Source organism: Kitasatospora sp. NPDC059803 (assembly GCF_042732255.1).
In the GTDB taxonomy this organism is placed as follows: Bacteria; Actinomycetota; Actinomycetes; order Streptomycetales; family Streptomycetaceae; genus Kitasatospora.
The window spans coordinates 1-19,617 of the sequence record NZ_JBHWIJ010000010.1 but is presented as its reverse complement, the minus strand read 5'-3'; the positions used below and the strand labels follow the sequence as shown (position 1 = coordinate 19,617).

13 protein-coding genes and 3 tRNA genes are annotated in these 19,617 nt (G+C 72.4%); 7 read left to right on the top strand and 9 right to left on the bottom strand.

Annotation, left to right across the window (positions count from 1 at the left end):
* Positions 1-161 precede the first annotated feature (161 nt).
* The 4 genes from ACFV6I_RS03015 to ACFV6I_RS03000 form a co-directional block, all read right to left on the bottom strand.
* On the bottom strand, positions 162-1,265 hold the full coding sequence (locus tag ACFV6I_RS03015) for a zinc-binding dehydrogenase (protein ID WP_380423391.1): 1,104 nt from the start codon (positions 1,263-1,265) through the stop codon (positions 162-164).
* Positions 1,265-2,077 carry a phytanoyl-CoA dioxygenase family protein gene (locus tag ACFV6I_RS03010; protein WP_380423390.1) on the bottom strand — a complete coding sequence of 271 codons (813 nt, stop codon included), beginning with the start codon at positions 2,075-2,077 and terminating at the stop codon, positions 1,265-1,267. The genes ACFV6I_RS03015 and ACFV6I_RS03010 overlap by 1 nt, the downstream gene beginning before the upstream one ends.
* A 60-nt stretch (positions 2,078-2,137) precedes the next feature.
* Positions 2,138-3,115, bottom strand: coding sequence for a TauD/TfdA dioxygenase family protein (locus ACFV6I_RS03005; protein ID WP_380423389.1), 978 nt, complete (start codon positions 3,113-3,115; stop codon positions 2,138-2,140).
* A 72-nt stretch (positions 3,116-3,187) separates the two neighbouring features.
* Positions 3,188-7,069 (bottom strand): amino acid adenylation domain-containing protein, encoded by a 3,882-nt coding sequence (locus tag ACFV6I_RS03000; protein WP_380423388.1) that lies wholly within the window; start codon positions 7,067-7,069, stop codon positions 3,188-3,190.
* 334 nt (positions 7,070-7,403) lie between these two features.
* Here ACFV6I_RS03000 and ACFV6I_RS02995 point away from each other — a divergent pair, with 334 nt between their 5' ends.
* Positions 7,404-9,290, top strand: a complete 1,887-nt coding sequence (locus tag ACFV6I_RS02995) for a phosphatidylglycerol lysyltransferase domain-containing protein (RefSeq protein WP_380423387.1) — start codon at positions 7,404-7,406, stop codon at positions 9,288-9,290.
* A 17-nt stretch (positions 9,291-9,307) separates the two neighbouring features.
* On the opposite strand, the gene ACFV6I_RS02990 is transcribed toward ACFV6I_RS02995, so the two are convergent.
* A complete protein-coding gene (locus ACFV6I_RS02990) occupies positions 9,308-10,009 on the bottom strand; it encodes a BTAD domain-containing putative transcriptional regulator (protein WP_380340980.1) in 702 nt (233 codons plus the stop codon).
* Positions 10,010-10,917: 908 nt separating this feature from the next.
* Positions 10,918-10,991 (bottom strand) — tRNA-Ile (locus tag ACFV6I_RS02985).
* A 189-nt stretch (positions 10,992-11,180) separates the two neighbouring features.
* Between ACFV6I_RS02985 and ACFV6I_RS02980 the strand changes: the two genes are divergently transcribed.
* Both ACFV6I_RS02980 and ACFV6I_RS02975 read left to right on the top strand, forming a co-directional pair.
* Positions 11,181-12,059: a trypsin-like serine peptidase gene (locus ACFV6I_RS02980; protein WP_380423386.1), complete on the top strand. Its 879-nt coding sequence runs from the start codon at positions 11,181-11,183 to the stop codon at positions 12,057-12,059.
* 107 nt (positions 12,060-12,166) lie between these two features.
* Positions 12,167-12,919, top strand: coding sequence for a trypsin-like serine peptidase (locus ACFV6I_RS02975; protein WP_380423385.1), 753 nt, complete (start codon positions 12,167-12,169; stop codon positions 12,917-12,919).
* 178 nt (positions 12,920-13,097) lie between these two features.
* Here ACFV6I_RS02975 and ACFV6I_RS02970 read toward each other — a convergent pair.
* Positions 13,098-13,170 (bottom strand) — tRNA-Asn (locus ACFV6I_RS02970).
* Between the two features lie 61 nt (positions 13,171-13,231).
* A tRNA-Asn gene (locus ACFV6I_RS02965) sits at positions 13,232-13,304 on the bottom strand.
* Between the two features lie 245 nt (positions 13,305-13,549).
* On the opposite strand from ACFV6I_RS02965, the gene ACFV6I_RS02960 reads away from it, so the two are divergent.
* The 4 genes from ACFV6I_RS02960 (at position 13,550) to ACFV6I_RS02945 (ending at position 18,419) form a co-directional block, all read left to right on the top strand.
* Positions 13,550-13,855 (top strand): hypothetical protein, encoded by a 306-nt coding sequence (locus tag ACFV6I_RS02960; RefSeq protein WP_380340974.1) that lies wholly within the window; start codon positions 13,550-13,552, stop codon positions 13,853-13,855.
* A gap of 107 nt (positions 13,856-13,962) precedes the next feature.
* A complete protein-coding gene (locus ACFV6I_RS02955) occupies positions 13,963-15,396 on the top strand; it encodes an FGGY family carbohydrate kinase (RefSeq protein WP_380423384.1) in 1,434 nt (477 codons plus the stop codon).
* 163 nt (positions 15,397-15,559) lie between these two features.
* On the top strand, positions 15,560-16,963 hold the full coding sequence (locus ACFV6I_RS02950; RefSeq protein ID WP_380423383.1) for a glutamate decarboxylase: 1,404 nt from the start codon (positions 15,560-15,562) through the stop codon (positions 16,961-16,963).
* A 421-nt stretch (positions 16,964-17,384) separates the two neighbouring features.
* Complete coding sequence (locus tag ACFV6I_RS02945; RefSeq protein ID WP_380423382.1) at positions 17,385-18,419, top strand: DUF2690 domain-containing protein; 1,035 nt, start codon at positions 17,385-17,387, stop codon at positions 18,417-18,419.
* A 38-nt stretch (positions 18,420-18,457) separates the two neighbouring features.
* On the opposite strand, the gene ACFV6I_RS02940 is transcribed toward ACFV6I_RS02945, so the two are convergent.
* Positions 18,458-19,617 (bottom strand): RNA polymerase sigma factor (locus ACFV6I_RS02940; protein ID WP_380423381.1); only part of this gene is annotated, 1,160 nt, incomplete at its 5' end.

Here is a 19,617-nt window from a genome sequence, read left to right as displayed (position 1 = left end):
GGTGTGCGGCGAGGCCGTGCTGACGTACGGCGAGCTGAACGCCCGGGCCAACCGGCTCGCGCACGCGCTGATCGACCGGGGCGTGGGGGCCGCTCGGCGGGGGGCCCCGGACCCGCCCCCCCCCGCGCGCCGGCTCCGCACGCGTACCACCTCGCACACGCCTACCGGTTCGTGAGGACCGCCTTCATCACCGAACCGTCCGCCACGGCCGCGAGCGCGGCCCCGTGGTCGTGCAGCGGGTAGGACGACACCAGGCTGCCCAGGTCGAAGCGGGCCGTGAGGGCGGGCAGCAGGCGTACGTACTCGACGAGGTGCGCGCCGGTGAACGCCCAGGATCCGACGACATCGAGCTGCCGGTACACGATCTGGTGCGGGTTGAGCAGGGTGTCACCTGCGTCCGTGTACTGGCCGATGACCAGGTAGGAGCCGCCCCGGCGGGCGAGGGTGAGGCCCTGCGCGACCGCCGCGGGCACGCCCACACACTCGATCACGAGGTCGGCCCCGGTTCCTCCGGTTTCCGCGCGGACCCGGTCCAGGACTGCCTCGGCGTCGCCGGGCGCGGTGATGTCGAGGTGCACGTCGCCGATGCCTGCGGCGGCCGCGAGGGCCAGTCGGCTGTCCGGACCGCCCACCAGAATGACCTTGGCAGCCCCGGCAAGCCGGGCGAACGCGGCGGCCGCGAGGCCCACCGGGCCGCTGCCCTGGACCACGACCGTCTCGCCGAGGCGCACCGGCCTGCGCTCGTGGAGGGCGTGCACGACGGTCGGCCCCGCGCAGGCCAGGGACATGGCGGCGAGCGGGTCGATGCCGTCGTCCAGCTTCACGACGGTGGTGCCGGCCTGCAGCACGATGAACTCGGCCCAGGCGCCCGAGAGCTCGGGGCCGTCGGTGGTGGAGCGGTTGACCCCGTAGGTGCGGCGGTTCTCGCACAGGGTCGGCTCACGGTGCAGCCGACACGGGACGCAGGAGCCGCAGGCGATCGAGGAGGCCCACATCACGGTGTCGCCGGTTTGCAGTGCGGTTCCCGTGGCATCGTGTTCGGGGGCGCCTGGACCGAGCTCGTGGACGGTGCCGAGGCCTTCGTGGCCGAGGACCAACGGGGTGGGGATCGGCAGATGGCCCTGCTGGAGGTGGAGGTCGGTGCCGCAGATACCGCCGTGGCGGCAGGCCACGAGCATCCCCCCGGCCGGGGCCGACGGGACCTCGTACTCCCGCAGCGCGAGCGGCCGGCCGAACTCCTCCAGGACGACGGCTTTCCCGCGCATCACGCCGACACCCCTTCGAGGACATCGAGGAAAGGGGCGTCGAGGATGCGCAGGGGCCCGGTGTCCCGGCACACGACGTAGTCGGGGCGCGGCTCACCGGTCCAGCTCGGCAGGTTGGCGGTGTCGTTGTAGGTGGCGATGAGCAGTCGGCGTGGGAAGGGTGACATGTTGGGTGCGGAGCCGTGCACGATCTCGGGCGAGAAGAAGACGATGGAGCCGGCCGGGCCCTTGGGGCTGACCATGCCACGCTCGGCGACCAGGGTGGAGAGCTGGTCAGGAGTCAGCGCGATGTCCTCCGGGTCCAGGTGCTGGGCGGACTTGGCCTCGGCCGTACGGCTGCCGCGCACCGGGCCGTGGCGGTGCGACCCGGACACGAAGATCATGGGGCCGTTGAACTCGTCGACGGCGTCGAGGAAGACACCGACGTTGACCTGAAGCGGGGCGGGCAACCGGTCGGCGAGGCGCCAGGCGACGTAGTCCTGGTGCCAGGACCACTTCTCGCCGCCGAACGCCGGCTTGGCGTTGATCTTGAGCTGGTACACGTACACGTCGTCCGTGAGCAGTTGCCGCACCGGCGCGAGCATCCGGGGGTCCCGGATCAGCCCGGCGTACTCGGGCTGCCGGTGGTGCGACGCGTACACCGCGCGCACCTCGTCCCGGGACTCCTCCCTGATCACCTGCGGACCGTGGACACGGCAGTCGCGCTGGAACGCGGCCCGAAGCCGTTCCACCTCCCGGTCGTCCAGCACGGACTCGACGAGGAGGAATCCGTCCTCGTGGTACCGGGTGATCTGTTCTTCGCTGAGATGCATGGATGTTCCTCCGTATGACGTGAGTGGCGGGTGCGGGGCGTGCCAGGCCGAGTGCTCAGGTCAGAACGGCCGGTCGCCGGCGATCGCGGTCCGGTCCACAACCCGGCGGTTCGGGTGGTAGTCCGAGGTGGCGTAGTGCTGCACGGCCCGGTTGTCCCAGAAGGCGATGGACTTCGCCTCCCAGCGGAAGCGCACCTGGTATTCGGGGTACTCCAGCTGGCGGAAGAGGTAGGCCAGCAGCTCCTCGCTCTCGTCGGCCGGCAGGCCCGCGATGTGGGTGGTGAAGATCGACGTCAGGAACAGTGTCTTGCGCCCGGTCTTCGGGTGGGTGCGCACCAGCGGGTGTTCCACCGGCGGGTAGACCCCCTGGAAGTGCGCCCGCTGCTCGTCGGTCATCAACTCGCGGTAGTTGGCCGACGGGGTGAAGTCGTTGACCGTCTTCAGCCCGTCGATGCGCGCCTTCACCTCGTCCGGGAGGTTGTCGTACGCGGCGGCCGCATCCGTGAACAGGGTGTCGCCGCCGCCCCCTTCGGGCAGTTCCACCATGCGCAGGACGGCGCCGAGCGGGGGGCGCTCGATCCACGGGAAGTCGTAGTGCCAGACGTTCTCGAAGCCGGGGTTCTGCTTGCCCTTCTCCAGTCGCACGACGTCCTCGCCGGTACCCGCCGGCAGGAACGGGTGCCCCTCGATCGCGCCCCATCGGGACGCGAAGGCTCGCTGCTGCTCAGCGGTGAGGTCCTGATCGCGGAAGAACAGCACCTTCCATTCGAGCAGGGCCCGGTCCAGCTCGCCGAACACCTCGTCGCTCACCGGGGTGCGCAGGTCGATGCCGTGGATCTCGGCGCCGATCAGCGGTCCCGACGGACGTACCTCGAAGTGCTCGTACGGGCCGCCCTGCCTGCCCTCCACGAGCCTGCGCAGGAGCCGGGGGCCGTGATAGTCCGTCCGGCCCTCGATGCCGCGGCGGGCCAGCGACCGTACGTCTGCCAGCGCAGCGTCGACGCCAGGGTGCTCGGGGTGGGTCGGGGTGGTTGTCATGCGGTGGACCTCCTGGTCCTCGGGGCGCGGGTGCGCCGGGGTTGGTGGGGCCGTCGCCTCGGGGCGGGGCCGTTACGCGTCCGCGGGCCGCAGCCGCGCGGCGAGGACCGGCCCGATCTCCGCCAGGGCCGACGGCCTCATCATGCGGTGGTGGGTGGCCGGCACGTCGTGGGATTCGACCGAGCCGCCGATGTGGCCCGCCCAGGCCGCCGCGGTGCTGCGGCCCGGTTCGTACGGGTCGCCGGGGTCGGACTCCGCGGCTCGGAAGAACAGCAATCCGCCGTCGAATCTGCCGGGCCTGAACCCGGCCATCAGGTCGAGGTCGTTGCGGTAGACGTCGCGGAGCGCGGCCCGGGCCCGGTCGTCCCCGAGGAGGGAATCGTCGTCGCCGACCGACTGGAGCAGGGTGCGGTCGAACTCGTCCTCGCTGAAACTGGGCATGTCGGCCCGGAGCCGGTCGTCCACGGGATAGGAGTCCACCATCACGAGCAGGTCGACCACCTCGCCCTCGCGCTCCAGGAGGGTGGCCATGGCGTGGGCCACCAGCCCGCCGAAGGACCAGCCGAGTATCCGGTAGGGGCCCTCGGGGCGCACCGCACGGATCTGTGCCACGTAGTCGGCGGCCATGTCCTCGACGGTGGCCGGGAAGCCCGGCGTCTCACCGGGGCCGCGCCGCGCCTGGAGCGCGTACACGGGCTGGTCGGGGCCGAGGTGCGGCAGGAGCCCCGCGTACGGCCAGCCCATTCCGGCAGCCGGGTGGACGCAGAACAGCGGAGGCCGGGAGCCCTCCGCGCGCAACGGCAACAAGGACTGCGGCGCGGCGCCGGACGACGGGTCCGCGATCCGCCGTGCGAGCCCGGCCGGGCTCGGGGACTCGAACAGGGCGTGCACTTCCAGCGGCGTGCCGAGCGCGGCCCTGATCCGCGCGACGAGGCGGGCGGCGAGGAGGGAGTGCCCGCCGAGGTCGAAGAAGTTCTCGTCGACACCGACCGCGGGCACCTCCAGTACCTGGGCGAAGAGGCCGCACAGGACCCGCTCCTGCTCGGTGGCCGGTTCGCGGGCCGGTGCGCCGCCGGTGAGCCGGGGCTCGGGCAGCGCCCGGCGGTCCAGCTTTCCGTTCGGCGTGAGCGGAAGCTCCGCCAGCTCGACGACGGCCGAGGGCACCAGGTGGGCCGGCAACCTCGCCCGGACGAACTCGCGCACCGCGGCCGTGTCGCACCCCTGCGTCTGCGGTACGACGTATCCGACGAGCCGCCGGTCCCCGGGCCTGACCTCGTGGGCCACCACCTCGGCGTGGACGATACCGGGGCAGGCGGCGAGGGCCGACCTGATCTCTCCGGGCTCGATCCGGAATCCACGGATCTTGATCTGGTCGTCGGACCGACCGTGGTACTCCAGCTGCCCGTCGGGCAGCCAGCGGGCCACGTCCCCGGTCCGGTACATCCGGCTTCCCGGCGGCCCGTACGGGTCGGCGACGAACCGTACGGCGGTGAGTCCGGGGCGGTTCAGGTAGCCCCGGGCCACCCCGGCCCCGGCGAGGTACAGCTCTCCGCGCACCCCCTCCGGAGTCAGGCCCAGGCCGGCGTCCAGGACGTACGCCCTGATGTTGGGAATCGGCCGACCGATCGGGGCGGCGGGCGGCCACGCGTCGACGTCCGCCGCCAGGGTGTGGGCCGTCACCAGGTGGGTCTCGCTCGGGCCGTAGTGATTGTGCAGCCGACGCCCGGCGCGGCTCCGCACGAACTCGCGTACCTGGCGGCTCGGGGTGAGCGCCTCACCGCCCTGCGCCAGGACCCGCAGCGACGGGATGCTCCACCCCTGGTCGAGGGCCGCCTCGCACAGCGCCTCCAAGACGAGGTTGGGGGCGAAGAGCTCGTTCACGCGCTCCGCGTCAAGCCAGGCGGCGAGCAGCTTGGGGTCGCGCCGGACCTCGTCGGCCGGCACCACCAGGGTCTTGCCGAACAGCACCGCGGACAGGATCTCCTGCACGGACACGTCGAAACTGAGCGCGGTGAACTGGGCGACCCTGGCCCCGGCGGCCGAGGGGAAGGCCTCGTCGTGCCACGACAGGAGGTTGACCATCGCCCGCCCGGGCATCACCACGCCCTTGGGCCGGCCGGTGGTGCCAGAGGTGTAGATGACGTACACGGGATGCGCCGGGTCGAGCCGGCCCAGCCGCTGCTCGTCGTCGATCTCCGTGCCGGCCAACTGATCCAGCTCGCCCAGGGTGCCGGAGTCGTCGAGGATCAGCCGGGGGGCGTCCGTGTGCGGCAGCCGCCGGGCCGTGTCCACAGTGGTCAGCACGACGGCGGGCACGGTGTCGCTCAGCATGAACGACAGCCTCTCGGCAGGATATTCGGGATCAACGGGGAGATAGCAGCCGCCCGCTTTGAGGACGGCGAGGACGGCAACGGCGAGCAGGGCCGAACGGGGCAATGCGACGGCGACGATCCGCTCGGGCCCGACACCCCGCGAGATGAGGAGCCGGGCGAGCCGGTTCGAGGCGGTATCCAGCTCCCGGTAGGTCAGCGTGGTCTCCGCCGAGACTACGGCCGGCAGGTACGGGGTGTCCTCGGCCTGCCGGGCGAACAGCTCCGGGAGGCCGGCTTCCGGGTACTCGTGCTCGGGGCCGCCGAGCTCGGTGAGCAACCGGATCCGCTCACCCTCGGTGAGCAGATCGACGGAGCCGACCCGCATGTCCCGGTCCGTGCTGAAGGCACGCAGGAAACGCAGGAAGCGCGCGTGGTGTGCGGCCAGCTCGTCGGCTTCGTAGCGGGCCGAGTTGGCGACCAGATCGATGCGCAGCCCCAGGCCGTCCGAACGGTCGAAGGCCGTGAACGACAGGTCCTCGACGATCCCCTGGGTCAGGTGGTGGGCAATGGCGGGCCGACCGGCGAAGTGCAGGTCGTAGTCGAAGGCCATGATGTTGACCATGGGACCGGTCCGGTAGCGCCCCGTGTCCGGCAGGCCGAGGTCGCGCCCCAGGCGCTCACCCCGGTGACGCTGATGTCGGATCATCTCCCGGAATCCACCGGCGACTTCACGGATGAGCTCGTGCAGCGTGAGGTCCGGGCGGACCGTGACGCGCAGGGGCAGGGCGTTGGAGTACATCCCCGGAGTGGTGCGCGCCGCGGCATCGGTGCGGGCGGCCATCGGCAGGCTCAGGATGACGTCCTGTGCGCCGGCGAGCCGGTGGACCTGGGCGGCCGCGGCGGCGATCACCAGCACGGACCAGTGGGTGCGGGCCGAGCGGGCGGCGGCCTTGAGCTGCTCGGTCTCGGCTACGGAGAGGCTGCCGGTGTGACTGGTCTGCCCCTGCGCGGCGGGCCCGCCCGGCGGTTGGGAGGCGAGGGTGGCGACTTCCGGTCCGTCCGCGAACCGGGTCGTCCAGTACGCCCGGTCCACCGCGCCCCGGTCGGAGGCCTGGTAGTCCGCGTCGTCCGCCAGCATCTCCCGGATGGCCCCGAACCGGCTGGCCGGCTGGGGGAGTCCTGCGGTCATGGCGGCGTAGAGCTCGGACACCCGTTGGGCGATCAGGGCTCCCGTGTGCCCGTCCGCGACCGCGTGGTGGGCGCTGAGGTACCAGAAGCTGCGATCCGGCCCCAGGCTGAGCAGCGCGTAGGAGAAGAGCGGCCCTCGGGAAAGGTCCATCCGGCGGGACAGGTCGGCCCGCATCCAGGCCAGCGCGGCGGCCTCGGGGTCCGGTTCGCCACAGACGTCGAGGACCGGAAACTCCCAGTCGGAGAAGGGGGTCACGCACTGCCGGGGCTCACCGTCCTCCTCGACGAACAGGGCGTGCATCGGGACGGCCTCCGCGACGGCCTGCCGCATCGCCGTTTCGAAGACCCGCCGGTCGATGGCCCCGTGGAGTTCCAGGTACTCACCGACGCGTTGTTGTGGAGCGGTCGGATCGACCTGTTCGGCCAGCCACATCTCACGCTGGGCCGTTGACACGGGAAGGCGCATATCGCCGGATCCGGACCCTGACACTTCTCTCACACTCCTCATGGTGCGCACCGGCCGGCGGATTCCCGCCGAACACAAGGACGGAATGTGGAGGACACACGGAAAAGCCGGGAAGCAACGGGAAGCAAATCGCATCATCGCGATCCCGACCGGACAAACCGGCTCCGCCTGACTCCACTGCGAGAAGAATGCTAGACGCGGGCGCTAAACCTCCACATGCACGCCACTTGCATTTCACTCCACTAAAGCGCCCCTTAATCCCGCCGGATCTCATTCTTCAGGATGACTGAAATCCTCTGATCCGGCTTTAGATTCGCGCTCTATGAACAATCCAGCGCCTCCCCGCCCGGGTCCGGCCACGAGTCGTCGCCCGGCAGCGCACACCCTTCGCAACCTGGCCACCCCAGCGTCCCGGCCGCGCGTCCCCGCCCTCGCCGCGTACGCCTGCCTGTTGATCGGGCTGATCGACCTCGCGGCCGCCGTCTTCCCCGGCTTCCGCCACAGTCGGGTGCGCCTGCTGGCCGGTCAACTGCCCGGTGGCACCACCACGGTGACCGCGGTCGGCTCGCTGATGGTCGGCGTGCTGCTCGTACTGCTGGCGCACGCGCTGCGCCGCCGCAAGCGGCGGGCCTGGCGGGCGGTGGTCGTGCTGCTCCCGGTGGGTGGGCTGCTGCACCTCCTGCGGTGGCACACCACCGCCACCGGTGTGGTGTCGTTCGCGCTGCTCCTGGTGATGCTGCTGTACCGGCGGGAGTTCTACGCGCTGTCCGACCCGCGCACCCGTTGGCGAGCACTGCTGAGCTTCATCACGGTGGGCGGCGTCTCCCTCGCACTGGGGCTGCTGATCACCAATGTGCACCCGGATTACGAGGCCGGCTCGCCCTCACTGGAGGAGCGGCTGCAGCACACCGCGTACGGGCTCGTCGGAGTCGAGGGGCCGGTGCGTTACACCTCGGACCGGGTCGCGGACCTGGTCGGCTACTCACTCGGCGCGCTCGGTCTGATCACCCTGCTGACCACTTCCTACCTGTTCCTGCGGCCCGAGAAACCGCTGGCGGAGCTCTCCGCGGACGACGAGGCCCGGGTACGTGAGCTGCTCGAACGGCACGGGGCGCGCGACTCGCTGGGGTACTTCGCGCTGCGGCGTGACAAGAGCGTCCTGCTCTCGCCGACCGGCAAGGCCGCCATCGCCTACCGCGTCGAGTCCGGTGTGATGCTCGCCTCCGGCGACCCCATCGGCGACGTCGAGGCCTGGCCCGGAGCGATCAAAGCGTTCATGGACGAGGCCAGGCGGCACGCCTGGGTGCCCGCCGTGATCGGGTGCGGCGAAACCGGCGGCGAGGTGTGGACGCGCGAAGCGGGACTGGACGCTCTGGAGTTGGGTGATGAAGCGGTTGTGCACACGGCCGACTTCTCACTGAGCGGTCGGGTCATGCGCAATGTGCGCCAGATGGTCAAACGCGTCGAGCGCAACGGCTACTCCTGCAAGGTCCGCCGGGTCTGCGATCTCGACGACGCGGAGCGGGCGCGGATCGCGGCCGCAGCGGCCCGCTGGCGCGGCACCGACATCGAGCGAGGTTTCTCCACCGCCCTCGGCCGCTTCGGCGACGTGGAGGACACCGGCTGCGTGGTGGTCACCGCACACCAGTCCCCGGACGCCGAATCGGGCGAGGCGGGCGGGAAGCCGGATGCCGACGACCTCGCAGCCGTACTGCACTTCGTGCCCTGGGGCCCCGACGGAATCTCGCTGGAATTGATGCGCCGGGACCGCGCCGCCGACCCCGGCCTCAACGAGCTGCTGATCGTCGCCGTTCTGCAGGCGGCGCCTGCACTCGGGATACGCCGGGTCTCGCTCAACTTCGCAATGTTCCGCTCAGCCCTGGCCCGGGGAGAACGGCTCGGCGCGGGACCGGTGTTGCGGGCCTGGCGAGGGCTGCTCGTACTGCTCTCGCGCTGGTTCCAGATCGAGTCGCTGTACAAGTTCAACGCGAAGTTCCAGCCGGAGTGGGTGCCGCGCTTCCTGGTCTTCCCGCACACCCGCGATCTGCCGCGGATCGGTCTCGCGGCGATGCAGGCGGAGGCCTTCATCACCCTCGGCCGGCCCCGGTGGGGCCGCAAGCCGCTGCGGCAGGGGATCGCGGGGGCGGAAGCCGGCACGACTCGCCCGGCCCCCCGAGCGGAGCGCGTCGCGGGACCGGACGAGTCATAGGGATGCGGCTAGCCCGTTCAGCAGGCGAGGTGGGCGAGTGTGTGCTCTTCGAGGCCGGCGTCCCGCGCCAAGACCGACTGCTGCAACTGCCTCAACCTGGGGCCCGGTTCGATGCCGATCTCGTCGATGAGGACGCGCCGGATGCGGTTGTAGATCATGAGGGCTTCGGCCGGTCGGCCACTGCGGTACAGCGCAAGCATGAGAAGACCGTGGAAGGTCTCCCGCATCGGCTGTTCGTCGATCAACCCGTAGAGCTCGCCGACCAGCGGCTTGTGCCGTCCCAGGAGCAGTTCCGTCTCGGCCCGCTCCTCCAGCGCGGCCGACCGCTTCTCGTCCAGCTGGTGACCCAGGCTCTGCAGTGCCGGAACCGTGGACAGGTCCGCCAGTGCCGGGCCGGTCCACAGCCCGAGCGCCTGGGAGAGCAGCAGCGAGGCCTCCTCCAGCCGGCCCGCCGCCCGCAGCTCCCCGGCACGCAGGCACAGCGATTCGAAGCTGTGCAGGTCCAGGGTGAGCGGGGCGAGTTCCATCATGTAGCCGGGCGGCCTGGTCAGCAGCCCGGACACGTCGAAGCCCGCACCCACCAGATGCTTGCGGAGCCGGGAGACGTACACCTGCAGGGCGGTGGACGCGGTGCGCGGCGGCGTCCCCGACCATAGGGCGTCGATGAGCTGCGGCGCGGACAGTGGGCGGCCGTCGTTCAGGCACAACAGCGCCAGCAAGGCCCGGAGCTTCAACGCCCGCGGGGTGCGCGGCGTCCCACCGTCCGTCTCCACTGCAAGTGCTCCGAGAACGCGAAAGTACACGGTTCTTCTCATCCCCCCGGTCAGAAGACCCGGAATCCTCAGAACCGATGGTCCGGTGAGTCCGGGCATGGTGTGTGAAGAAAGCACAAGTCGCGCCGACAGCCCCTGGCACGGGTTGGCGACTGCACACCTTCACGCATGCGTCCCTCGCCGGCGCGCCCGAATTGCGATGGCGACCCGACGACACCGGGCCACCTGGATTCCCCCCAAGCCGGCCCGGCCTGGTATGCGCCGGGTCACGAATTCAGGACCCTATCACGCGCCGGATGGGCAACCCCCGCCCCTGCGGGAGGAACTCCGGACCACCGGTTCGGATGCAAAGATTCCGCTTGAATCTATGACCGACGGGCGATTTTCGGGCAATAGTCGAACCACCCTCGACCGGCTAAGACCCACTGGTCGGAAGCCCTCTCGGATCGAAGAATCAGACATACTGCCAGATTTCAGGATGGCGCTCATAAATAAAGGAATTCCATGGATTCGAGGTTCACCTGAGAGTCCACGCCCGGACCTGGAGCCGGCCGGCTCCCCCGACGGAAACTCAAGACGGTCCTGATCGCGCCCATCCATCACAGCCCCCTCCACAGGCGGGCAACGGCGCGGCTTGGCTGCGCCCGGTGGACGGGCGGCACCACTCGGCCGGGACGCTGCCGACAGCCCGGGGGCGAACCCCTAGCCGTGTCCACTGGCGGGTGAATCCCGGCGCGCCGAGCCCTGAGCGGCTGGCCGATGCTCTACAGTTCCGACCGGAACTGGAGCCGTTCTGCCAGATCAAGCCACTGTTTTGTCTGATGATCGATCCAACGATCGATCAGTGGCTGAGGTGGGGCGGGTGGGACTCGAACCCACGACCAAGGGATTATGAGTCCCCTGCTCTAACCGGCTGAGCTACCGCCCCGGTTCGCCGCGTGCGCCGGTCGTCGACCACGGCAGCAGCAGACGGCCCCGAAAGGACGTCCCGGGCAGCATAGCCGGTCGATCACCCGTGGTGCGCGCCGGGGGCGCGCACGGGTGCGCACAGGCGTGCGCCTGTCCTGGTTGCGCAGTTCGGGTGGCGCCCGGACGGCCCCACGGGCAGCCTGGACGGATGACGACACGTGGGACGGGAGCCGCCGCCGGGGCGCTCGCGGTGCTGCTGGCCGCGGCGGGCTGCACCACCTCGGCCGGGCCCGGCGGGGGCGCGCCGACGGTCAGCTCGGCTCCGGCCACCCCCTCCACCCGCCCCTCCGGATCCGCCTCGGCCTCCGGCGGCGGCCACGGCTGGAGCCGGCAGCGACTCAGGGGCGCCGTCGCCAGGCACACCGGGGTCACCCGCACCGCCAGGCCCACCGTGCTCAACGGCCTGGTCGGCGCCGTCTTCACCCGCAACGCGGACGGCGACCACTTCTGCACCGCCAGCGTCGTCGACAGCGCCGGGCTCAACCTCATCGTCACCGCCGCGCACTGCGTCTGGGACCCCCAACTCGGCCAGCGCAGCGACCTCGTCTTCGTCCCCGGCTACCGCAACGGCGACACCCCCAGCGGCGTCTGGCCGCTGATCGCCGTCACCGTCGACGACGGCTGGAAGGACCACGCCGACCCGGACGTGGACGTCGCCTTCGCGGTCGTCCAGGCCCAGAACGGGCAACAGGTGCAGCAGGTGCTCGGCGCCAACAAGCTGGGCGTCGGCCTCGGCTACCAGCTGCCCGTGCGGATCACCGGCTACCCCGGCACCAGCGACGTCCCGATCACCTGCGCCAACAACACCACCGAGCAGAGCTCCACCCAGCTGCGGATCGACTGCCCCGACTACACCGGCGGCACCAGCGGCAGCCCCTGGGTGACCGACTTCGACCCGAGCACCAGGACCGGCACCGTGGTCGGCGTGATCGGCGGCTACCAGCAGGGCGGCGACAGCCCGGACACCTCGTACAGCAGCTACTTCGGCGACCGCGTCCAGGCGCTCTACGACCGGGCCACCGGCTGACCGGAGGGGCGGCAGTGGCGCCGCCGGGCACGGCCTGATAGATCTTCCTCTCGAACGGCGGAACGCACGAACCCGGTGCCCGCCCCGAGGAACGAGACGGAGCCCCGATGGCCCCCCGCCCGGCACGGCCCCCGCGCGCCGCACGGACGGTCGCGCTGGCGGCCCTGCTGCTCACCGCCGGAACCGCGTGCGACGGCGGCGAGCAGGACCAGGCGCCCGCCGCCGAGGTCGCGCAGCAGAGCAGCACCCGCGACCGGATCGGCACCCTCTCGGTCCGGACGGCGCAGGGCCCCCGGGCCTGCACGGCGAGCGTCGTCCGCAGCCCCAGGCACAACCTGCTGGTCACCGCGGCGCACTGCGTGCAGAACCGCCGGATCGGCCTGCTGGACGGCCTGGTGTTCACCCCCGGCTACCGCAACGGCTTCATCCCGCACGGCAGTTGGCCGGTGAAGTCGATCACCGTCGACCCGCGCTGGGCGGACGACGACGACCCCGAGTACGACGTGGCCTTCGTCACCGTGGGCACGGTCGGCGGCAAGCAGGTCGAGGACGCCGTCGGCGGCAACCCGATCGCCACCGGCCAGGGCTTCGGGCTGGCCGTCTCGGTGACCGGCTACCCGAACGAGCGCGACGAGCCGATCACCTGCGCGGCCAGGACCCGCTCGCAGAGCCCGACCCAGGAGCGCTTCGACTGCGACGGCTACACCGACGGCACCAGCGGCAGCCCGTGGGTGACGGACAGCGGCACGGTCGTCGGCGTGATCGGCGGCTACCAGGAGGGCGGCGAGACGGCCGGCACCTCCTACAGCGTCACCTTCGACCAGCGGGTCTCCGCGCTCTACCGGGAAGCGACCGCCTGAGCCCGGGAGGCGACCACCCGAACCCGGGCGGCGACCGTCTGAGCCCCAGAGGCGACCACCCGAGCCGCCCGGCCGTCGCGAGGTGACGAACGGCGCGACGTGACGAAGACAACACGAAGGCCCCCCGGTCATCCGAGGGGCCTTCGCTCTGAGCAGTCACCGGGCGGACCCGATGAAGCTCCCGCATTTGGACTCGAACCAAAAACCTGCCGGTTAACAGCCGGCTGCTCTGCCAATTGAGCTATGCGGGATCGCGGTACCGAACTTCCGTACCACGGACGGGAGGAGGCCTCTTGCAAGACCTCTCCCGAGCTCCCCCAATTGGACTCGAACCAATAACCTGCCGATTAACAGTCGGCTGCTCTGCCAATTGAGCTATGGGGGATCGGCTTCCGCCTCGGCCCCCGGTTCCCCGGGCTCCTCGGCGCTCGCTGCGGGACATACATTAGCGCACTCGGGGGGGTGGTCCGCCAATCGCTTTCGCCGGACCGCCCCCCGGACGGCCCCCGGGCTCCCGCCCGGCGTGCCCGGCGCGCGCCCGGCACGGCCCCCGGGGATGCTGGGGGGCACGGACGGTTCGCCGTCCCGACGGACGGGTAGGGCAATGCGGCAGAAGGCCGCCAGGAGAGGGTGGATCCGATCATGTGGAAGCTGTCGTTGGCCGCGGGGTTCGCGGCCGGCTACGTCCTGGGCTCCCGGGCCGGGCGCCGGCGCTACGACCAGATCACGAAGGTCACCCGGAAGATCGCCCAGAACCCCACGGTGCAGGGCGCGGCCGACCGAGCCAGGCAGCAGGCCGGCGCGGTCGCCGGGAAGGCCGCCGGCGCCGTCGCGGACAAGGTCGGCGACCGGCTGCCGAACGCCGTCACCGACCGGGTGCCGTACTTCAACCGTTCCCGGGCCGAGGACGACGGCTGGGGTACCTTCCGCCCGTGACGGGACGGTGACGCCAGGGTGTACCAGGGCCCTGCGTCCGGTCCCGAACGGGCAACACCTCACCCGGCCCGGACGCGTCCCGGGCCGGGCTGAGGCATGATCTCGACATGGCCATCGTCGCGGGGATAGACAGCTCGACCAACCGCACCCGGATCGTCGCGTGCGACGCCGACACCGGCGCCGTCCTGCGCTCCGGCAAGGCGCCGCACCCCGTCCCCGAGGACCCGGACACCCGCCCCGGCGAGACCGACCCGCAGCTCTGGCTGCACTCGCTCGGCGACGCCGCCGCCGGCGGCCTGCTGGAGGGCGTCCGGGCCATCGGCGTCAGCGCACAGCAGCACGGCATGATCGGCCTGGACGCGGGCGGCGTGCTGGTCCGGCCGGCGATCCTCTGGAACGACCCGCGCTCCAGCGGCGCCGCCGCCAAGCTGCTGGACGCGCTCGGCGGCCCGGCCGCCTGGACCGCCGCGATCGGCGCCGTCCCCAGCCCGACCTACACCATCGCCAAGCTGCGCTGGCTGGCCGAGTTCGAGCCGGCCAACGCCCGCCGGGTGGCCGAGGTCCTGCTGCCGCACGACTGGCTGGTCTGGCAGCTCCTCGGCCACCCCAGGCGCCGCACCACCGACCGGGGCGACGCCTCCGGCACCGGCTACTGGTCCCCGATCACCGGCGAGTACCGCCAGGACCTGGTCGAGCTGGCACTCGGCCACGAGCTGCGGCTGCCCGAGGTGCTCGGCCCCGCCGAACCCGCCGGGCACACCCCCGAAGGCCTGCTGATCTCGGCCGGCACCGGCGACAACATGGCCGCCGCGCTCGGCCTCGGGCTGCGCCCCGGCGACGCGGTGGTCTCGCTCGGCAGCGCCGGAACGATCTTCGCCGTGCACGACCAGGCCGTGGTGGACGCCACCGGGCTGATCTCCTCCTTCGCCGACGCCGCCGGCCGTCACCTCCCGATGGTCGCCACCCTCAACGCCGCCCAGGTGCTCCGCGCCACCGCCGCCATGCTCGGCCGGGACCTGGACGGCCTGAGCGACCTCGCCCTGCACTCCTCCCCCGGCGCGTACGGGCTGGTGCTCCTCCCCTACCTGGACGGCGAGCGGACGCCGGCCCTCCCGCACGCGGCCGGCACCCTGACCGGCCTGCGGGCCGAGTCGATGACGCCGCAGCACCTGGCCCGGGCCGCCGTCGAGGGCATGCTGTGCAACATCGCGGACGCCCTCGACGTGCTGCGCGCCCAGGGCGTCGCGGTGCGGCGGGTGTTCCTGCTCGGCGCGGCCGGGCGGCTGCCCGCCGTCCGGCACATCGCCCCGCCGCTGTTCGGCGTCCCGGTCGTGGTGCCGCCGCCGGGCGCCCACGCCGCCCGCGGGGCCGCCCGGCAGGCCGCCTGGGCGCTGGCCGGCACCCCGGAGCCGCCGGAGTGGGAGCTGCCGGACGCCGAGACCGTCGAGCCGGACGGGGAGCAGGACCTGGCGATCGGCTCGGCAGTGCGCCAGCAGTACCGCGCCGCCCGCGAACAGGTCCACCCGGAGACGGCGGCCTGAACCCGACTGCGGCGGCCTGGAGGCGGCCCGCGGCGGCCTCACCGGCCGGGGACGGCAGCGCCCGACCCCGACCCCGACCCCGGCCGGTGAAGATGCGTCACCCGGCGGCCGGTGGCAGCGTGGGACGGGACACGGCCACCGACATGAAGGGCGGCAGGACTCCATGGCGCTGCACAAGGGGGCCCGCAACGACCGCCGGCTGAGCATCGGGCCGCTCGTGGGCGCCGCCGACCCGCTGGGCTCGATGAAGCTGGCACCGCCGCTGCACCGGCTCGGCGAGGGGCCCGTCACGGCCGACACCGCGTACCAGCTGATCCACGACGAGCTGATGCTGGACGGCAACGCCCGGCTCAACCTGGCGACCTTCGTCACCACCTCGATGGAGGCGCAGGCCGCCCGGCTGATGACCGAGTGCCTGGACAAGAACATGATCGACAAGGACGAGTACCCGCAGACCGCCGAACTGGAGCGGCGCTGCGTGGCGATCCTCGCCGACCTCTGGCACGCCCCCGACCCGGACGCCACGGTCGGCTGCTCCACCACCGGCTCCAGCGAGGCCTGCATGCTGGCCGGCATGGCGCTCAAGCGCCGCTGGATGCACCGCAACGCCGAGCGCTACGCGGCCGGGGCCCGGCCCAACCTGGTGATGGGCGTCAACGTGCAGGTGTGCTGGGAGAAGTTCTGCACCTTCTGGGAGGTCGAGGCCCGCACCGCGCCCATGGAGGGCGGGCGCTTCCACCTCGACGCCGAGCACGCGGTCGCGCTGTGCGACGAGGACACCATCGGCGTGGTCGGCATCCTCGGTTCCACCTTCGACGGCTCCTACGAGCCGATCGCGGAGATCTGCGCGGCCCTGGACGACCTCCAGCAGCGCACCGGCCTCGACGTCCCGGTGCACGTGGACGGCGCCTCCGGCGGCATGGTGGCGCCCTTCCTCGACCCCGAGGTGGTCTGGGACTTCCGGCTCCCCCGGGTCGCCTCGATCAACAGCTCCGGGCACAAGTACGGCCTGGTCTACCCCGGCGTCGGCTGGGCCCTGTGGCGCGACCAGGAGGCACTGCCGGAGGAACTGGTCTTCCGGGTCAACTACCTCGGCGGCGAGATGCCGACCTTCGCGCTCAACTTCTCCCGCCCCGGCGCCGAGGTCGTCGCGCAGTACTACATCTTCCTGCGGCTCGGCCGGGACGGCCTCCGGGCCGTCCAGGGCGCCTGCCGCGAGGTCGCCACCCACCTGTCCGGGGCGATCGAGCACATGGGCGGCTTCCGGCTGCTGACCCGCGGCGACCAGTTGCCGGTCTTCGCCTTCACCACCGCCGACGACGAGCCGTTCGACGTGTTCGACGTCTCGCGGCGGCTGCGCGAGCGCGGCTGGCAGGTGCCCGCGTACACGTTCCCCGAGAACCGGACGGACCTGTCGGTGCTCCGGGTGGTCTGCCGCAACGGCTTCTCGCTGGACCTCGCCGACCTGCTGCTGGCCGACCTCTCCCGGCTGCTGCCGGAGCTGCGGCGCCAACCCGGCCCGCTCAAGGAACTCGGGGTGCCGGCCCGGTCGGGCTTCCACCACTAGGTCCTGGATCCGCCGGGGCGTGAACACGGCGGGGCGTGATCACGGTGGGGAGGGCGCTGCGAAGCGCCTTCCCCACCGTGCGTCCCGGACGAACCGGGGCAGCCTCCCCCCGCGAGGCTGCCCCGGCCGGTGGGGGAATCGGGACGTGCTGCCGGAGCGGGGACCGGTGACCGGTCCGCGTCCGAACGACGCCGTCGGGCGGCGAACCGCGCCGACCAGAGAACTGTGCACGACGGACACGTGCACATGCGAGCGTTCCCGGGGGTTGTGAGACACTTCCGTCCGTCTCAGCGCCATGACCTGGGGTTTGGGACGCCGGACCGGTGAGTTTGGAGAAGCGGAGACACCCGAACGGCCCGGGCCGGAGCCCGTTCCGCTCTCCCCGTCCCCCCGTTCCCGTCTCGCATCGTTGGAAGGCCCCATGGGTTCCGCCTGGAAGAACCTGCCCGAAGAGCTGTCCGGACCCGCCCGGCTCCTGGCCGAGGAGCTCCGGGCCATCAAGGACGCCGCCGGACTCTCGCTGTCCGAGCTCGCCGCCCGGACGCACTACAGCCGGGCCTCCTGGGAGCGCTGGCTGAACGGCAAGCGGGTCATCACCGGGCAGGCACTGGAGGCGCTGACCAGGGCGGTGGACTGCGACGGGCCGGCCCTGCGGGCGCTGCGGGAGCAGGCCGTGGCGGGGCCCGAGGAGGACGGCGAGCCCGGCGCCCCGGAGGAGCCCGCCGCGCAGGCGGCCCCCGATGTACCCGATGTACCCGATGTGACCGTCGCACCCGGCGAGCCCGGCGGCGCCGTGACGGCACCCGTGACGTGGTGGCGGCGCCCGGCGACGCTGCTGACCGGCGCCGCCCTGCTGGTGTCCCTGCTGGTGCTGGTCGGCCTGCGGGCCACCCGGCACCAGGAGCAGCCCCAGACCGTCGCCGAGCCCGTCCCGACCGCCACCGCGGCCAAGCCCGTCCCGGGCGCTCCCGTCTGCCAGGCCGTCGGCTGCGCGCACAAGGACCCCAAGGCCACCGGCTGCGGCAAGGACGCCCGGACCCTGCAGACCGACGTCATCGGCAAGGTCGTCGTCTACCTCCGGTACAGCCAGACCTGCCAGGCGGCCTGGGCGGCGATCACCGAGGGCGAGCCGAACGACTACGCGACCATCACCGACGACTCCGGCCAGAGCGAGACGGCGCTCATCCACTGGGGCTACGACAACTACTCGTCGATGCTGGACGCCGCCGACCCGGCCGTCACCTTCCAGGTCTGCGGGTACCAGCCGGCCGGGCACGTCTGCACCTCGCCCGTCTCCGGCCTGGCCGCCGTGGTGGCCTCCACCCCGATCCCGATCGGCCCCGCCTCGCCGCCCCCGGGCACCGGCCCGGACGCGGCGGCCACCGACCCGCCCTCCCCGGCACAGCCGACCGACACACAGCCCGCCACCGCGCAGCCCTCCCCAGGCCGGTCCTAGGGTCCCCAGCTGGTCCCGGCCGGGGACCGGCGGGCCGCTCAGTCGAGATACCCGCGCAGCTGCGCCGCGAAGGCGTGGTCGCGGAGCTTGATCAGCGTCTTCGACTCGATCTGGCGGATCCGCTCCCGGGTCACGCCGAACACCGTGCCGATCTCCTCCAGCGTGCGCGGGCGGCCGTCGTCCAGCCCGTAGCGGAGCTGGACGACCTGGCGCTCCCGCTCGCCCAGGGTGGCCAGGACGGCGTCCAGGTGCTGGCGCAGCAGCAGGAAGGTGGCGGACTCCGCGGGTGAGGCGGCGTCGGCGTCCTCGATCAGGTCGCCGAGCGCGACGTCGTCCTCCTCGCCGACCGGGGTGTGCAGCGAGATCGGCTCCTGGGCCAGCCGGAGCAGCTCACGCACCCGCTCCTCGGTCAGCTCCAGGGCGGCGGCGATCCCGGCCGGGGTCGGTTCCAGCCCGCGCTCCTGCAGCAGGGCGCGCTGCACCCGGATCACCCGGTTGATCAGCTCGACCACGTGCACCGGCACCCGGATCGTCCGGGCCTGGTCGGCCAGCGCCCGGCTCATCGCCTGCCGGATCCACCAGGTCGCGTACGTGGAGAACTTGTAGCCGCGGGCGTAGTCGAACTTCTCCACCGCCCGGATCAGGCCCAGGTTGCCCTCCTGGATCAGGTCCAGCAGGGTCAGTCCGCGGCCGACGTAGCGTTTGGCGACGGACACCACGAGCCGCAGGTTCGCCTCGATCAGCCGGCGTTTGGCGATCCGGCCGCGCACCACCAGGGTGTCCAGTTCGCGGGCCGGCGGGTCGGACGGCGGGGGGTCGCCGTTCAGCCGCTCCTCGGCGAACAGGCCGGCCTCGACCCGGCGGGCCAGCTCCACCTCCTCGGCGGCGGTGAGCAGGCGGACCCGGCCGATCTCGCGCAGGTACTGGCGGAGCAGGTCCGGCGCCGGGCCGGCGTCGCCCTCGGCCTGCGGGCGGGGCTCCTCCTCGTCCCCGTCGCCGGGCTCCGGGCCGTCGGCGTCAGGCTCCGGGTCCTCGGCGTCGGGGTCCGCCTCCGGGGCCTCGGGGTGGCCCTGCGGCACGCCGCGGGCGCCGTCCGGGGGCGCGGCCCGGGGGGCCCCCCGGGGGGGGGGGCGGGCCCGCCCGGCGCCCCGGGGGCGGGGGGCGGGGGGGGGCCCCGGCCGGGGGGGGGGGGCCCCCG

What these genes read in the sequence shown, in the direction of transcription:
- ACFV6I_RS03015 (WP_380423391.1), bottom strand. Translation starts at nt 1,265, where the DNA reads ATGCGCGGGAAAGCCGTCGTCCTGGAGGAGTTCGGCCGGCCGCTCGCG.
- ACFV6I_RS03010 (WP_380423390.1), bottom strand. Translation starts at nt 2,077, where the DNA reads ATGCATCTCAGCGAAGAACAGATCACCCGGTACCACGAGGACGGATTC.
- ACFV6I_RS03005 (WP_380423389.1), bottom strand. Translation starts at nt 3,115, where the DNA reads ATGACAACCACCCCGACCCACCCCGAGCACCCTGGCGTCGACGCTGCG.
- ACFV6I_RS02995 (WP_380423387.1), top strand. Translation starts at nt 7,404, where the DNA reads ATGAACAATCCAGCGCCTCCCCGCCCGGGTCCGGCCACGAGTCGTCGC.
- ACFV6I_RS02980 (WP_380423386.1), top strand. Translation starts at nt 11,181, where the DNA reads ATGACGACACGTGGGACGGGAGCCGCCGCCGGGGCGCTCGCGGTGCTG.
- ACFV6I_RS02975 (WP_380423385.1), top strand. Translation starts at nt 12,167, where the DNA reads ATGGCCCCCCGCCCGGCACGGCCCCCGCGCGCCGCACGGACGGTCGCG.
- ACFV6I_RS02955 (WP_380423384.1), top strand. Translation starts at nt 13,963, where the DNA reads ATGGCCATCGTCGCGGGGATAGACAGCTCGACCAACCGCACCCGGATC.
- ACFV6I_RS02950 (WP_380423383.1), top strand. Translation starts at nt 15,560, where the DNA reads ATGGCGCTGCACAAGGGGGCCCGCAACGACCGCCGGCTGAGCATCGGG.
- ACFV6I_RS02945 (WP_380423382.1), top strand. Translation starts at nt 17,385, where the DNA reads ATGGGTTCCGCCTGGAAGAACCTGCCCGAAGAGCTGTCCGGACCCGCC.